The organism is Streptomyces sp. DS1-CR2 (assembly GCF_055760475.1).
The window spans coordinates 1893829-1908039 of sequence record NZ_CM147085.1; the positions used below are offsets into that span (position 1 = coordinate 1893829).

At 72.0% G+C, this 14211-nt stretch carries 13 protein-coding genes; 1 reads left to right on the plus strand and 12 read right to left on the minus strand.

Annotated elements, in window-relative coordinates; genetic code table 11:
* Positions 1-17 precede the first annotated feature (17 nt).
* The 4 genes from ACY0PA_RS09430 to fmt all read right to left on the minus strand — a co-directional run bounded on the left by ACY0PA_RS09430 (position 18) and on the right by fmt (position 4461).
* Positions 18-1061, minus strand: a complete 1044-nt coding sequence (locus tag ACY0PA_RS09430) for a sugar-binding transcriptional regulator (RefSeq protein WP_473084221.1) — start codon at positions 1059-1061, stop codon at positions 18-20.
* Between the two features lie 78 nt (positions 1062-1139).
* On the minus strand, positions 1140-1826 hold the full coding sequence (rpe, locus tag ACY0PA_RS09435) for a ribulose-phosphate 3-epimerase (protein ID WP_473084222.1): 687 nt from the start codon (positions 1824-1826) through the stop codon (positions 1140-1142).
* Positions 1827-2024: 198 nt separating this feature from the next.
* On the minus strand, positions 2025-3482 hold the full coding sequence (locus ACY0PA_RS09440; RefSeq protein WP_473084223.1) for an RsmB/NOP family class I SAM-dependent RNA methyltransferase: 1458 nt from the start codon (positions 3480-3482) through the stop codon (positions 2025-2027).
* A 34-nt stretch (positions 3483-3516) separates the two neighbouring features.
* Positions 3517-4461 (minus strand): methionyl-tRNA formyltransferase, encoded by a 945-nt coding sequence (fmt, locus tag ACY0PA_RS09445; protein ID WP_473084224.1) that lies wholly within the window; start codon positions 4459-4461, stop codon positions 3517-3519.
* Positions 4462-4721: 260 nt separating this feature from the next.
* On the opposite strand from fmt, the gene ACY0PA_RS09450 reads away from it, so the two are divergent.
* Positions 4722-5261: a hypothetical protein gene (locus ACY0PA_RS09450; protein WP_100597430.1), complete on the plus strand. Its 540-nt coding sequence runs from the start codon at positions 4722-4724 to the stop codon at positions 5259-5261.
* A gap of 148 nt (positions 5262-5409) precedes the next feature.
* Here ACY0PA_RS09450 and ACY0PA_RS09455 read toward each other — a convergent pair whose 3' ends face one another.
* From ACY0PA_RS09455 to ACY0PA_RS09490, 8 genes are all read right to left on the minus strand, one after another.
* Positions 5410-7560 carry a primosomal protein N' gene (locus tag ACY0PA_RS09455; protein ID WP_473084225.1) on the minus strand — a complete coding sequence of 717 codons (2151 nt, stop codon included), beginning with the start codon at positions 7558-7560 and terminating at the stop codon, positions 5410-5412.
* Positions 7561-7685: 125 nt separating this feature from the next.
* Positions 7686-8909, minus strand: a complete 1224-nt coding sequence (metK, locus tag ACY0PA_RS09460; protein WP_473084226.1) for a methionine adenosyltransferase — start codon at positions 8907-8909, stop codon at positions 7686-7688.
* Positions 8910-9158: 249 nt separating this feature from the next.
* A complete protein-coding gene (gene coaBC, locus ACY0PA_RS09465; protein WP_473084227.1) occupies positions 9159-10409 on the minus strand; it encodes a bifunctional phosphopantothenoylcysteine decarboxylase/phosphopantothenate--cysteine ligase CoaBC in 1251 nt (416 codons plus the stop codon).
* A gap of 132 nt (positions 10410-10541) precedes the next feature.
* A complete protein-coding gene (gene rpoZ, locus ACY0PA_RS09470) occupies positions 10542-10814 on the minus strand; it encodes a DNA-directed RNA polymerase subunit omega (protein WP_005319902.1) in 273 nt (90 codons plus the stop codon).
* Positions 10815-10905: 91 nt separating this feature from the next.
* Positions 10906-11463: a guanylate kinase gene (gene gmk, locus ACY0PA_RS09475; RefSeq protein ID WP_473084228.1), complete on the minus strand. Its 558-nt coding sequence runs from the start codon at positions 11461-11463 to the stop codon at positions 10906-10908.
* 58 nt (positions 11464-11521) lie between these two features.
* A complete protein-coding gene (locus ACY0PA_RS09480) occupies positions 11522-11845 on the minus strand; it encodes an integration host factor (RefSeq protein ID WP_026246651.1) in 324 nt (107 codons plus the stop codon).
* A gap of 396 nt (positions 11846-12241) precedes the next feature.
* Positions 12242-13087 (minus strand): orotidine-5'-phosphate decarboxylase, encoded by an 846-nt coding sequence (gene pyrF / locus ACY0PA_RS09485; protein WP_473084229.1) that lies wholly within the window; start codon positions 13085-13087, stop codon positions 12242-12244.
* Entirely contained in the window at positions 13084-14193 is a 1110-nt protein-coding gene (locus ACY0PA_RS09490; protein WP_473084230.1) for a quinone-dependent dihydroorotate dehydrogenase, read from the minus strand. The genes pyrF and ACY0PA_RS09490 overlap by 4 nt, the downstream gene beginning before the upstream one ends.
* Positions 14194-14211: the final 18 nt, after the last annotated feature.

A 14211-nucleotide genomic window follows, 5' to 3' on the forward strand; every position in this document is an offset into this window, starting at 1 on the left:
GATCCAAACGAAAGGCCCTAGACGCCGTCCGGGTCGGCCCGGTTCAGCGCGGGCTTGGGCGTGGGGCCCGCTGTGAGGAGGAAGTCCGCGGCGGCCGTGTCCGTGACCAGGCTGGTGACGAGCCCCGACCTCAGCACCGCGTCGATCGCGGCAGCCTTGCGCTGGCCGCCCGCGATGGCGACGACCTCCGGTATGCGCCGCAGGCGGTCCGTCTCGACCGTGATGCACCGCTCGCCCAGGTCACGGCCGACGCGGCGGCCCTCGGCGTCGAAGAGGTGCGCGGACATCTCGGCGGCGACGCCGAGCGAGGCGTAGTGGGCCCGCTCCTCGTCACTGAGCATGTCGTGGACGGTGGAGATACCCGGCTCCCAGGAGCCGATGGAGACGCAGGCGACCGTGACCTTGTCGAAGTACTCGAAGGCGCGGGCGATGCCCGTCTGGCTGCGCAGCGCGGCCGCGGTGGCCGGGTCGGGCAGCAGCATCGGGGCGTAGATCGGGTGGGCCTCGCCGCCGGAGACCTGGGCGGCGCGCCGCACGGCCTCGACGGAGCCGCGCTCGGCGGTCCCGGCGTCGTACACGCCCGTGAGCTGCACGACCGTGCAGGGCGGCAGCCGGTCGAGCGCGGCCGCCATGTGGATGGTCGACCGGCCCCACGCAAGGCCGAGCACGTCGCCCTCGGAGACCAGCTCGCCCAGGAGGTCGGCCGCGACCTCGCCGAGGTTCTCGGGGTCGGGCGACTCCTCGGCCTCGGCCGGGGACTCGACCACCACGGCGTGCCGCAGGCCGTAGCGGGCGCGCAGCGCGTCGGAGCGCTCCGCGTCGAGCTCGGCCGGTACGCGGATCTCGATGCGTACGAGATCACGTTCGAGCGCAGTCTCCAGGACCCTGGCCACCTTGAAGCGGCTCACGCCGAACTCCTCGGCGATCTGGATCTTGGATTTGCCCTCGAGATAGAAGCGGCGGGCCATGGCCGCCGCCTGCACCAGCTCCGCGGGTCCCATCCGCATCGCTGAGCGACCCGGCGACAGTGCCGACACGGCGATCTCCTCACTGCTGTTCACAACCTGGACTCACCGTTCATCCTTGCAGATGCGGCGGACTTGATCTGCCCTGATGGGCGGCGTTCACGTTCCCGTGGCTCAGTGGCCGCATGCCCAGGCCGCGGCGGCCGACACCGTCTCGGCCTGCGTGCGCAATGCACGTACCGCCTGGGCGGGGTCGGCGGCGCCGTAGACGGCGGAGCCGGCGACGAAGACGTCGGCGCCCGCCTCCGCACAGCGCTCGATGGTGGAGGCCGAGACGCCGCCGTCGACCTGAAGCCAGAGTTCGAGGCCGTGCTTGCTGATCAGCTCCCGGGTCCGGCGGATCTTCGGCAGCATGAGGTCCAGGAAGGCCTGCCCGCCGAAGCCCGGCTCGACGGTCATGATCAGCAGCATGTCCAGCTCGGGGAGCAGGTCCTCGTACGGCTCGATGGGGGTCGCCGGCTTGAGCGCCATGGAGGCGCGGGCGCCCTTGGCGCGGATCTCGCGGGCCAGCCGGATGGGGGCGGCCGCGGCCTCCGCGTGGAAGGTGACGGAGCCGGCGCCGGCCTCGACGTACTGCGGGGCCCAGCGGTCGGCGTCCTCGACCATCAGATGGCAGTCCAGCGGGATGTCCGTGGCCCGCGCCAGGGACTCCACGACCGGCACCCCGAGGGTCAGGTTCGGGACGAAGTGGTTGTCCATGACGTCGACATGGAGCCAGTCGGCGCCCTCGACGGCCTTTGCCTCCTCGGCAAGGCGGGCGAAGTCCGCGGACAGGATGCTGGGGTTGATCTGCACGGCCATGACCCAAGACTGCCATGCCCGGCGCCGGTTGCTCCCCCCGGTCCAGACCTGTCTCGCCTCCCGGATGCCGCGCCAGGGCCCCGGTGCCATGGTGAGCGACCCGGATCCGCGAGACCGAAAAGGCCGCCGGCCCCGGCACCTGAAGGCGCGCGGGACCGGCGGCCGGCCGTGTGTCCGTGTCAGGCGGCGCCGTCCGGATCAGGCGGTGCGCCGGATCAGCGCCAGATACATCGCGTCCGTGCCGTGCAGATGCGGCCAGAGCTGGATGTCGGGGCCGTCCCCGAGCGCCGGTACGCCGGGCAGCAGAGGGCGCGCGTCGATGAGTTCGGCGCCGGGGTGGTGCTTCATGACGTCGTCCACGACCGCGCGGGTCTCGGCGAGGTGCGGCGAGCAGGTCGCGTAGCCGACGACGCCGCCCACCCGTACGGAGTCGAGGGCGGTGGTCAGGAGCGAGCGCTGGAGCGGCGCGAAGCCCTCCAGGTCCTCGGGGCGCCGCCGCCAGCGCGCCTCGGGCCGGCGGCGCAGCGCGCCGAGACCCGTGCACGGCACATCCATGAGGACGCGGTCGAAGGTACCGGGCCCCCACGGCGGACGGGTCCCGTCGGCCGCGATGACCTGGTACGGGCCGGGGTTGCCCGCGAGCGCGTTCGCCACGAGGCGGGCCCGGTGGGGCTGCCTCTCGGCGGCGAGCAGGGCGGCGCCGCGCCCGGAGGCAAGGCCGGCGAGCATGGCCGCCTTGCCGCCGGGTCCTGCGCAGCCGTCGAGCCACTTCTCGTCGCGGCCCTCCAGGGGCGCGTTCGCGAGGGCGATCGCCACGAGCTGGCTGCCCTCGTCCTGGACACCGGCACGGCCGGTCCGCACGGGGTCGAGCGAGCCGGGCTCGCCGCCTTCGGTGAGCCGCACGGCGTACGGCGACCAGCGCCCCGGCAGCGCCGACTCCTCGCCGACCTCGTCCAGGACGATGTCCGCGGTCGTCCGGCCCGGCCGCGCCACGAGCGTGACCTCGGGCCGCTCGTTGTCGGCCTCCAGCAGATCCTCGATGCCCGCGCGGCCCCCGCCGAGCGAGTCCCACAGCGCCGACACGATCCATCGCGGATGCGAATGCACCACGGCGAGATGGTCCTCGGCGTCCTCGTCGTACGGGGGCGCGACCTTCTCCACCCAGCCGTCGAGGTCGTCCTGCGCGACCTTGCGGAGCACGGCGTTCACGAACTTGGCGCGCCCGTCACCGAGCACGACCCGCGCCAGCTCCACGGAGGCCGACACGGCGGCGTGTGTGGGGATCCGGGTGCCGAGCAGCTGGTGGACGCCCATGTTCAGCACGTCGAGAACGGGCGGGTCCACCTCCCGCAGCGGCCGGTCGATACAGGCGGCGACGATCGCGTCGTACGTGCCCTGCCGGCGCAGCGTCCCGTAGACCAGCTCCGTGGCGAGCGCGGCGTCACGGGCGTCGAAGTCGCCCTTCTCGCGGGCCTTGCGCAGCAGCGGCGGGAGCACGAGGTTCGCATACGCATCGCGCTCGTCCACGGCCCGCAGCGCCTCGAAGGCGAGGTAGCGGACCGGGTCCTTCTGAGGGCGGCGGTACGGCCTTCCCTGCTTCCCGGGAGTGCCGGGCTTACCTGACTTCTGGGGTCGCCGGCCGGGCTGGTCGTTCAAAGGTGCTCCGCTGCTGGTATCGGCTCGAACCCATTCAGCCTACGTCGGTCCCGCCCAGCCGCTCCCCCGGGGCGATCCGCACCCCGCGCGCCCAGTCGGCCGCGGCCATCGGCTTCTTGCCCTGAGCCTGCACCCACAGCAGCTCCACCGCGTAAGAGCCGGTCCCGACGTACAGGTTCTTCTTGCCGACGGCGAGCTCGCCGGGCGCGAGGTCGGTGCGGGCCGGCACGGGGACGGCCTGGATGAGCTTGAGGCGCTCGTCGCGGAAGACGGTCCAGGCGCCGGGCGCGGGCGTGCAGCCGCGGACGACGCGGTCGACGCGCAGGGCGGGCGCCGCCCAGTCCACGTGCGCGTTCTCGACGGTGATCTTCGGGGCGACCGTGATGCCGTCGGCGGGCTGCGCGACGGCCTTCAGGGAGCCGTCCTCGATGCCGTCCATGGTCGCGGAGAGCAGTCCGGCGCCGGCGAAGGCCAGCCGGGTGAGCAGGTCGCCGCTCGTGTCGGTGGGCCGCACCATCTCCGTCACCGTCCCGTAGACGGGCCCGGAGTCGAGCCCCTCCTCGATCAGGAACGTGGACGCACCGGTGATCTCGTCACCGGCCATGATCGCGTGCTGCACGGGGGCGGCGCCGCGCCAGGCGGGCAGCAGCGAGAAGTGCAGGTTGACCCAGCCGCGGGCGGGGACGTCGAGGGCGGCCTTCGGCAGCAGCGCGCCGTAGGCGACGACGGGGCAGCAGTCGGGCGCGATCTCGCGCAGCCGGGCCAGGAATGCCTCGTCGCGCGGCTTCGCCGGCTTGAGGACCTCGATCCCCGCCTCCTCCGCACGCTCGGCGACCGGACTGGCGACGAGCCTGCGGCCGCGGCCCGCGGGGGCGTCCGGCCGGGTGACGACCGCTGCGACCTCGTGCCGGTCGGAGGCGATCAGGGCGTCCAGAGCGGGAACGGCGACCTCGGGGGTGCCTGCGAAGACGAGCTTCATAGGTGTCTTTCGGCCTCTCGGGGCAGGGACTTGACGGGCAGCACACCAGTCTATGGCCGTTCCATGGGCCCGTTCCCTCCGATATTCGGGGGCCGCCTGTCCCTGGGGGCGTACGCATGGACGCGCGCCCTGCGCATATGCGCATACGCCCCTCCTGCGTGACCCCTCACCAACTGGCGCGTTGGTCAAGGAAGAGTTGACCAACCAAGGGCCACAGATGCGGCCCTATCCGTTTCAACGCCGGTTCGAGAGGCTTGTTCATGGCCGACCACGCAACCCACGACGCCCAGGCACGGGCCAGCCTGCACCTCCTGGTACGGGACATCGAGCGGGTCCGCCGGCAGGTGGACGCACTGCGCACCCTCAGCGCCCAGCTCGGCAACGTCTACCGTCCGCGCCGCTCCGGCCCCTCCGCGGGCTTCGTCGTCTACGGGCGCGCTCCCGCCCCGACCGTCCGCCTGGCCCAGGAACTGCGCGACAGCGTCGAGACCCTGGTGACCGCCGCCGTCGACTTCGACCGCTCGCTGGGCTTCTCGTGGGACGCCGTGGGATCCGCCCTCGGCGTGACGAAGCAGGCGGTGCACCGCCGGTACGGGGCCCGCAGGGCCGCGGCGCAGGCGGCGGCCGAGGCCGAGCGCGCCACGGAGACGGCGGGGACACGGCCCCCCGTCCCCATCGGTACGGCGACGATCCCGTCCGTACCCGCCGCCCGCTCCATGCCCACCCAGCCGACCGCGGGCAGCCCGGTGCTTCGCGAGGACCCCCGCCCAACGGCCTTCCCCGGCCCGCGCAACGGCTGACCTCGTCTGCTGTCTGCCTCCCTGCATATCGTCAAATACGGGGAGGCAGAGGTGTGTTGGGGCGCACTGCGTTGTTTCGAGGCAGCACCCGGAGCGGCCGATTGCCACCGGCCGCTCCGGGTGCGCCACCCGCGCCACGTCCACCGCCTCAGCCGATGTCCGGCGGATCCACCCGCACCCGTACCGGCTCCGTGCCGCCCCTGGCCATCCGGGCCGCCTGAGCATGCTTCAGCGCCGACGCGAGTGCCGCGCCGCTGCCAGGCGGGACCCTGACCAGGACGCGCTCCCAGTGCTCCCCCGGCGGCGGCGCACCGGGACGGCGTGACGGTCCCGGCGCCGCGTCCGGCACCGGGACAGGGCCCAACACCTCGGCGTCACCCGGCAGTTCCACCGCCGCCAGGAACCCGGCGAGCGCCTCGGGCGCACCCGACACCGCTGCCATCCGCGACACCGGAGGAAAGCCGAGCTCGGCCCGCTCGGAGAGCTCCCGCACGGCGTGCCCCACCGGGTCCCACCGCACCAGCGCCTGCACGGGACGCAGCGTCGGCTCGGCCACGATCACCACGGTGCCGCCCGTCCCCTGGGGTCTGACCAGCGAGGCCGCCGCGATCCAGCGCCGCAGCGCGTCCTCCCCGGCCCGCAGGTCGGGGCGGCCCAGCATCGCCCAGCCGTCGAGCAACAGCGCGGCCGCGTACCCGCCTTCGGCCACCGGCTCCGCGCCCGGCGTACTCACCACCAGGGCCGGCGCCCCCGGCACCGTATCGAGAACCTGCTCCCGCCCGGACGTGCGCACCGGCACCGCCGGAAACGCCCGCCCCAGCTCCTCCGCCGTCCTGCGCGCCCCCACGACCTGCGCGCGCAGCCGGAAGCCCCCGCACTCCTGACACTGCCAGGCGCTCTCCTCCTGCCCGCACCAGCCGCACGTGAGGGCGGCGGCCCCCTCGCTCGCCTCCAGGGGCCCGGCGCAGTGGCGGCAGCGCGCGGGCTCGCGGCACCGCTCGCACGCGAGCCGCGGCACGTATCCGCGCCGCGGCACCTGCACCAGAACCGGCCCGCTCTTCAGCCCTTCCCGCACCACCTGCCACGCGAGCGTCGGCAGGCGCGCGGCCCGCGCCGCCTCGTCGCGCGCGAGGTCCCCGTCCCCCACGGTCCGCACGAGGGGTGCGGCGCCCCGTACTTGCTCACGACCAGCGACGAGGGGCGCGGCCCAACCGCTCTCGACGAGCTGCGCGGCCTCGACCGTGCAGCTCCAACTCCCCAGCAGGAAAGCACACTTGTCGTGCGCCGCTCGCAAGAGCAGCACTTCGCGCGCGTGCGGCTGCGGAGCATGCGGCTCCGCATGGCTGGAGTCCCCGTCGTCCCATATGACCACGAGCCCCAGGTCCCGCACGGGGGCGAACATCGCGGCCCGCGTCCCCACGACCGCCTGCACCGACCCGCGCCGCACCCCGAGCCACTCCCGATACCGCTTCTCGGGTCCCGCGTCGGCGGTCAGCACGGCATGCCGTCCCTCGCCGAGTACGGTGCTCAGCGCGGCGTCGACCCGCGCGACCGCCCGCCCGTCGGGCACCACGACCAGGGCCCCGCGCCCACAGGAGAGGGTCGCGGCGACGGCGCGCGCCACTTCGTCGGCCCACTCGGGTCCGGGCAGCGCGTTCCACACGGCCCGGGGCGCGGCACCGGACGCGAGAGCGTCCAGGAAGCCCGGCCCGCGCTCGTACCGCCGCCAGCTCCCCGCGTCCGGCGCCGGCGGAGGCGGGAGCGGCTCGGGCGACGGCTTCTTCTCGGCGCGCGCGTTCCGCGGCGGGACGGCCAGCTGGAGCACGTCGGCGAGGCTTCCCGCGTACCGGTCGGCGACGGCGCGGGCGAGGCCGAGCAGCTCCTCCCCGAGCACGGGCTCGGGCGACACGACCTGCGCGAGGGCGGCCAGCGGCCCCTGGTACTCGGACTCGGCGACCCGCGCGACGACGAACCCGTCGATCAGACCGCCCCCCTCGCGGCGCCCGTCCCGCACTGAGTGCTTCCCGGCGCCGAACCGCACCCGCACCCGCACCCCCGGCTGCGCGTCGGCGTCGAGCTCCTCGGGCACCGCGTAGTCGAAGTACCGGTCGAGATGCAGCACGCCCTTGTCGACGAGCACCCGGGCCACGGGCAGCTCCTTGGCGAGCGCGGCCCCCCGCCACGTACGCGGCTTGGCCCGCGGCACCTTGGCCTGCCGCACACTCTCCCGAATCAGCGCAAGCTGCTCGGGCGGCGCACCCTCACCACCGCCGTCGCCCTGCCCGTTCTCGCTGCTCACAGCCAAATTCCTACCAGACCGCACTGACAGCGGCCGCCGCGATGGGGGCGAAGACGCGCGACGGCCCCGGACCGAACCGGTCCGGGGCCGTTCACGTACAGGCGTCGTCCGCCGCGGGGTCCCGCTTAGAGGCCCGCGGCCTTGCGCAGCGCCTCCACGCGGTCCGTGCGCTCCCACGTGAAGTCGGGCAGCTCGCGGCCGAAGTGGCCGTACGCGGCGGTCTGCGCGTAGATCGGGCGGAGCAGGTCGAGGTCGCGGATGATCGCGGCGGGGCGGAGGTCGAAGACCTCGGTGATCGCGTGCTCGATCTTTTCCGTGTCCACCGCGGCCGTGCCGAACGTCTCGACGAAGAGGCCCACCGGCTCGGCCTTGCCGATCGCGTACGCGACCTGGACCTCGCAGCGGGTGGCGAGGCCGGCCGCGACGACGTTCTTGGCGACCCAGCGCATCGCGTAGGCGGCCGAGCGGTCGACCTTGGACGGGTCCTTGCCGGAGAAGGCGCCGCCACCGTGGCGGGCCATGCCGCCGTACGTGTCGATGATGATCTTGCGTCCGGTCAGGCCGGCGTCGCCCATCGGGCCGCCGATCTCGAAGCGGCCGGTGGGGTTCACCAGAAGCCGGTAGCCCTCGGTGTCCAGCTTGATGCCGTCCTCGATGAGCTGGCCCAGGACGTGCTCCACGACGAACTCGCGGATGTCGGGGGCGAGCAGCGACTCGAGGTCGATGTCCGACGCGTGCTGGGAGGAGACCACGACCGTGTCGAGGCGGACGGCCTTGTCGCCGTCGTACTCGATGGTGACCTGGGTCTTGCCGTCGGGGCGCAGGTACGGGATCGTCCCGTTCTTGCGAACCTCGGACAGGCGCCGCGAGAGGCGGTGCGCGAGGTTGATCGGGAGCGGCATCAGCTCGGGCGTCTCGTCGCACGCGTAGCCGAACATCAGGCCCTGGTCGCCCGCGCCCTGCTTGTCGAGCTCGTCCTCTTCGTCTCCGCGGGAGGCCCCCTCGACACGCGACTCGTACGCCGTGTCGACGCCCTGGGCGATGTCGGGGGACTGCGAGCCGATGGACACCGACACGCCGCAGGAGGCGCCGTCGAAGCCCTTCTTCGAGGAGTCGTAGCCGATCTCGAGGATCTTCTCGCGCACGAGCTGCGCGATCGGCGCGTACGCCTTGGTCGTGACCTCACCGGCGACGTGCACGAGGCCCGTGGTGATGAGCGTCTCCACGGCGACCCGGGAGGTCGGGTCCTCCCGCAGAAGCGCGTCAAGAATGGTGTCGCTGATCTGGTCAGCGATCTTGTCGGGGTGACCCTCGGTCACGGACTCCGAGGTGAACAGGCGACGGGACACAACGCTCCCTGTGGTTGCAGCGGCTGCTGGCTGATCATTTGCGGACGGCCGGGGGCTGCGCCCGGCGTCGTCCGTGACCAGTTTATCGGTCACTCTCGGCCGTCGGACCACGCGTCTCGCCACTTGGGAGCGCTGTGACCAGCGGCACTGCATTCTGCGGTACGACGATCGCTCTTAGGAAGAGGCGAACCTGTCCGAATTGTACGGGCTTCATGCGATTCGGGGCCTCCGTTGAAGCGAAAGCGTCCTTCACTCGCCGTCGTAGATCCGCTCCACGGCCCGCGCGTCGCCGATGGGCAGCAAACGGGCGACCGCGTCCCAGATCGTGTCGGAGAGCACTTCCTTCGGACCGTACGGGACCGGGGCCTCGCTGCCGTCCGCGCCGAGCAGAACGGCCTCGTTCTCCTCGGAGCCGAAGGTCTTGCGCTCCCCCACCTCGTTGACCACGAGCAGGTCACAGCCCTTGCGGGCCAGTTTCTTGCGGCCGTTGGCGAGGACGTCGTCCGTCTCCGCGGCGAAGCCGACGACGATCTGCCCGGGGCGCGGCCGGTCCGCCGAGAGCTCGGCGAGGATGTCCGGGTTACGGACCAGGACGATGGGCTCCGGCTCCTGCCCGTCCTTCTTCTTGATCTTCCCTGTGGCGTACGTCTCGGGGCGGAAGTCGGCCACGGCTGCCGCCATGACCACCACGTCCGCCTCCGGCGCCGCCGCCAGGACGGCCTCGCGCAGCTCTACTGCCGTCCCTGTGTGGACGACGTCGACGCCGGCCGGGTCGGGCAGCGTCGCGTTCGCCGCGAGGAGGGTGACGCGGGCGCCGCGGGCGACCGCCGTGCGGGCGAGGGCGTAGCCCTGCTTGCCCGAGGAGCGGTTGCCGAGGAAGCGGACCGGGTCGAGGGGTTCGCGGGTGCCGCCCGCGCTGATGACGACGTGCCGTCCGGCGAGGTCCTGAGTGGTCGCCCGATCGCCGCGCGCGAGGACCCGACGGACGAATTCGAAGATCTCCACCGGGTCGGGGAAGCGGCCCTTGCCCGTGTCGACGCCGGTGAGGCGGCCGACGGCGGGCTCGATGACGAGGGCACCGCGGCGGCGGAGCGTGGCCACGTTCTCCCGCGTCGCCGGGTGCTCCCACATCTCCGTATGCATGGCGGGGGCGAAGACGACCGGACAGCGGGCGGTCAGGAGCGTGTTCGTGAGGAGGTCGTCGGCGAGGCCGTGCGCGGCCTTGGCGAGCATGTCGGCGGTCGCGGGCGCGACGATCACCAGGTCGGCGTGCTGGCCGATGCGCACGTGCGGGACCTCATGGACGGACTCCCAGACCTCGGTCGAGACGGGGTTGCCGGACAGCGCCGACCAGGTCGCCTCGCCCACGAAGTGCAGGGCGGACTCCGTCGGCACGACGCGCACGTCGTGTCCCGACTCGGTCAGCCGGCGCAGAAGCTCGCACGCCTTGTAGGCGGCGATTCCGCCACTGACCCCCAGAACGACCTTCGGCTTGTCCACGGTCCGTGCCTCCCCGCACTCGGATTCCCGCACTCGGGAACGTACGACTCCCCTCGGAGACGTACGACTCCATGACACACCACAGGCCCGACAGTTGCGCTGCCGGGCCTGTGGCCAAGAAAAACTGATTGCTTACTGAGCCGGACCCTCGATGGCCTCGGACGTCAGCAGCCCCGCGTTGATCTCGCGGAGCGCGATCGAGAGCGGCTTCTCGTGGACGTGGGTGTCCACCAGCGGGCCGACGTACTCGAGCAGGCCCTCACCGAGCTGCGAGTAGTACGCGTTGATCTGACGCGCGCGCTTGGCGGCGTAGATCACGAGGCTGTACTTCGAGTCGGTCGCCTCGAGCAGCTCATCAATCGGCGGGTTGATGATGCCCTCGGGCGCGGTAATGGAAGAGGACACTCTCTGCCTTCCGATGGGATTGAAGATCACATGTGATCAAGGAAACGCGGGATTGCTCCGGCGGAATTCGAGATCACAAATAGATCGAAGATCAAACAACTCTCATCAAGGCTAGCAGCTCACGGGCCACGTCTTCGACAGAGGTGTTGACCAGGGTCGTATCGAACTCCGCTTCGGCCGCGAGCTCGACCTTGGCGGCCGCGAGTCTGCGCTCGATCACCTCGGGGGCCTCGGTCCCCCGGCCGGTGAGCCGGCGGACCAGCTCCTCCCAGCTCGGCGGGGCGAGGAAGACCAGCTGCGCCTCGGGCATCGACTCGCGGACGAGTCTGGCGCCCTGGAGATCGATCTCGAGGAGGACGGGTTCGCCCGACTCGAGACGGTCCAGGACGGCCCGGCGCGGGGTCCCGTACCGGTTGCCCGCGAACTCGGCCCACTCCAGCAGCTCGCCGTTGGCGATCAGCTTGTCCATTTCCTCGTCGGTGACGAAGAAGTAGTGGACACCGTGCTTCTCGCCGGGGCGCGGCCTGCGGGTGGTGGCCGAAACCGACAGCCAGACCTCGGGGTGTTCCTTGCGCATATGAGCGACGACCGTGCTCTTGCCGACCCCGGAGGGGCCGGAGAGCACGGTCAGCCGCGGACGTTCACTCATGCGGCGATTATTCCAGCTGTCCCGTAGTGCCCGGACCAGTCGGCCCGGACTCACGGAACTAAGCGCCGGTGCTGCCGAACTCGCGCTCCAGGGACGCGATCTGGTTGGAACCGAGTCCACGCACGCGGCGGCTCTCGGAAATTCCGAGCCGCTCCATGATCTGCTTGGCACGGACCTTGCCCACGCCGGGGAGGGACTCAAGGAGGGCGGAGACCTTCATCTTGCCGATGACGTCGTTCTCCTGACCCTGCTTGATGACCTCGTGCAACGAGGCGCCGGAGTGCTTGAGTCGATTCTTGACCTCGGCCCGCTCCCGGCGAGCCGCGGCGGCCTTTTCGAGCGCGGCTGCGCGCTGTTCAGGGGTAAGGGGCGGAAGAGCCACGCCTACGTCACCTCGGATGTCGAACTGTCGGATACGGACCGGTGAGGAACCTAGTCGCCCCTCACCTGGGGAGCAACGAGCAATACGCTCGCCCGTTTCTCCCCCACTGCCTTGAGAGCGTGGGAGGTGCCCTCACTCGACGGAGACTAGCGGCCAGGACCGCCTGAGTCAGCGAGAACAGACGAAAAGTCCTGGTCAGCCTCCGTCGAGCCCGACATTACGGACATATAGCCCCGGATTTCTGCCCGGATCCCTGTGCGAGCCCCTCCCTGAGGCCCCGTTGAAACATCACGGAATGGTCAAGGAGGCTCCCGCGGGCCCTCGCGAGGACCCTTTTCGCACCTCGGCGGCGCCTCTCAGCACCTCGAACAGCCGCGAATCCGTCACCGGATCGGGTCAGCCGGCGGCGACCGCCGCGCGGACCTCATCGGCGAAGCGCACCGACGCGTCGCGCAGGGCGGCGATCGAGGGGCCCGCCTTCAGGACGGCGCGGCTGACGTTCGGGACGACGTTGCGCGCGGCCGCGCCGAAGACGGCCGGCAGATCCGCCGGGGTCGCGCCCTGTGCACCGATGCCCGGGGCGAGGAGCGGACCGTTGATGTCCAGGTCGTACGAGGACAGGTCCCCGAGCGTCGCGCCGACGACCGCGCCGAAGGAGCCCATGGGCGTCTCGCCCGCGTTCTCCTCGCAGAGGTGGGCGAGCATCGTCGCGCCCACATTGCGCCCGTCGGCGCGTACGGCGTGCTGGACCTCGCCGCCTTCCGGGTTGGAGGTCAGGGCGAGGACGAAGAGGCCGGCGCCGGACTCGCGGGCCAGGTCGACGGCCGGCTTCAGGGACCCGTAGCCGAGGTACGGCGAGACGGTGAGGGCGTCCGAGAAGAGCGGGGAGCCCTTGTGCAGGAAGGTCTCCGCGTACGCGGCCATGGTGGAGCCGATGTCGCCGCGCTTGGCGTCCATGACGACCAGCGTGCCGGCGGCGCGCAGGTCCGCGACGGCGCGCTCCAGGACGGCGACGCCGCGCGAGCCGAAGCGCTCGAAGAACGCCGACTGGGGCTTGACGACGGCGACGGTGTCGGCGAGCGCCTCGACCGAGATCCGCGTGAAGCGCTCCAGGCCGTCGATGTCGTCGTTCAGGCCCCAGGCCGACAGGAGCGCCGCGTGCGGGTCGATGCCCACGCACAGGGGGCCGCGCTCATCCATGGCGCGGCGCAGGCGGGCGCCGAAGGGTTCGAGAACCGTCATGCGTGGGCCTTCTTCACGTCGGCGCCGACGGCGTCGGCGAGGGTGGCGTACGGCGAAGTGTTCAGGCGGGCGGCGAGGCCCTTGTGGAGGGCGCGGGCGTAGAACGGGCCTTCGTAGATGAAGGCGCTGTAGCCCTGGACGAGGGTGGCGCCGGCGAGGATGCGCTGCCAGGCGTCCTCGGCGTTCTCGATGCCGCCGACGCCCACCAGGGTGATCCGGTCCCCCACGCGCGCGTAGAGGCGCCTGAGGACCTCCAGGGAGCGTGCCTTGAGGGGTGCGCCGGACAGGCCGCCGGTCTCCTTCACGAGGGACGGGTCGGAGGCCAGGCCGAGACTGTCGCGCGCGATGGTGGTGTTCGTGGCGATGATCCCGTCGAGACCGAGCTCCACCGCCAGGTCGGCGACGGCGTCGACGTCCTCGTCGGCGAGGTCGGGGGCGATCTTCACGAGGAGGGGGACGCGGCGCGAGGTGACGGTGCGGTCGGCGGCCTCGCGCACGGCGGTCAGGAGCGGGCGCAGCGCCTCGGTTGCCTGGAGGTTGCGCAGGCCGGGCGTGTTCGGCGAGGAGACGTTCACGACGAGGTAGTCGGCGTGGGCGGCGAGCCGCTCGGTCGACTTCACGTAGTCGCCGACCGCCTCCTCCTCGGGCACGGCCTTGGTCTTGCCGATGTTCACGCCGACCGTGGCCCTGAAGGCGGGCCTGCGGGCCGCCAGGCGCTCCGCCACGGCCGCGGAGCCCTCGTTGTTGAACCCCATGCGGTTGATCAGCGCGCGGTCCGGCACGAGGCGGAACAGGCGCTTCTTGGGGTTGCCGGGCTGCGGCTCGCCCGTGACGGTGCCGATCTCGATGTGGTCGAAGCCGAGCATCGTCATGCCGTCGACCGCGACGGCGTTCTTGTCGAAGCCGGCGGCGAGCCCGAAGGGGCCGTGCATCCGCAGGCCGAGGGCCTCCGTGCGCAGCTCTTCGTGACGGGGCGCGAGGACGGCCGCGACGAACGTGCGGAGCACGGGGACGCGGGCCGCGAGGCGGATCCAGCGGAAGGCCAGGTAGTGGGCCTGCTCCGGGTCCATGCGCTTGAAGACGAGGTTGAAGAAGAGTTTGTACATCGTGGGTGTCCTCACACG

What these genes read in the sequence shown, in the direction of transcription:
- ACY0PA_RS09490 (WP_473084230.1), bottom strand. Translation starts at nt 14,193, where the DNA reads ATGTACAAACTCTTCTTCAACCTCGTCTTCAAGCGCATGGACCCGGAG.
- gmk (WP_473084228.1), bottom strand. Translation starts at nt 11,463, where the DNA reads ATGAGTGAACGTCCGCGGCTGACCGTGCTCTCCGGCCCCTCCGGGGTC.
- pyrF (WP_473084229.1), bottom strand. Translation starts at nt 13,087, where the DNA reads ATGACGGTTCTCGAACCCTTCGGCGCCCGCCTGCGCCGCGCCATGGAT.
- ACY0PA_RS09450 (WP_100597430.1), top strand. Translation starts at nt 4,722, where the DNA reads ATGGCCGACCACGCAACCCACGACGCCCAGGCACGGGCCAGCCTGCAC.
- rpe (WP_473084222.1), bottom strand. Translation starts at nt 1,826, where the DNA reads ATGGCCGTGCAGATCAACCCCAGCATCCTGTCCGCGGACTTCGCCCGC.
- fmt (WP_473084224.1), bottom strand. Translation starts at nt 4,461, where the DNA reads ATGAAGCTCGTCTTCGCAGGCACCCCCGAGGTCGCCGTTCCCGCTCTG.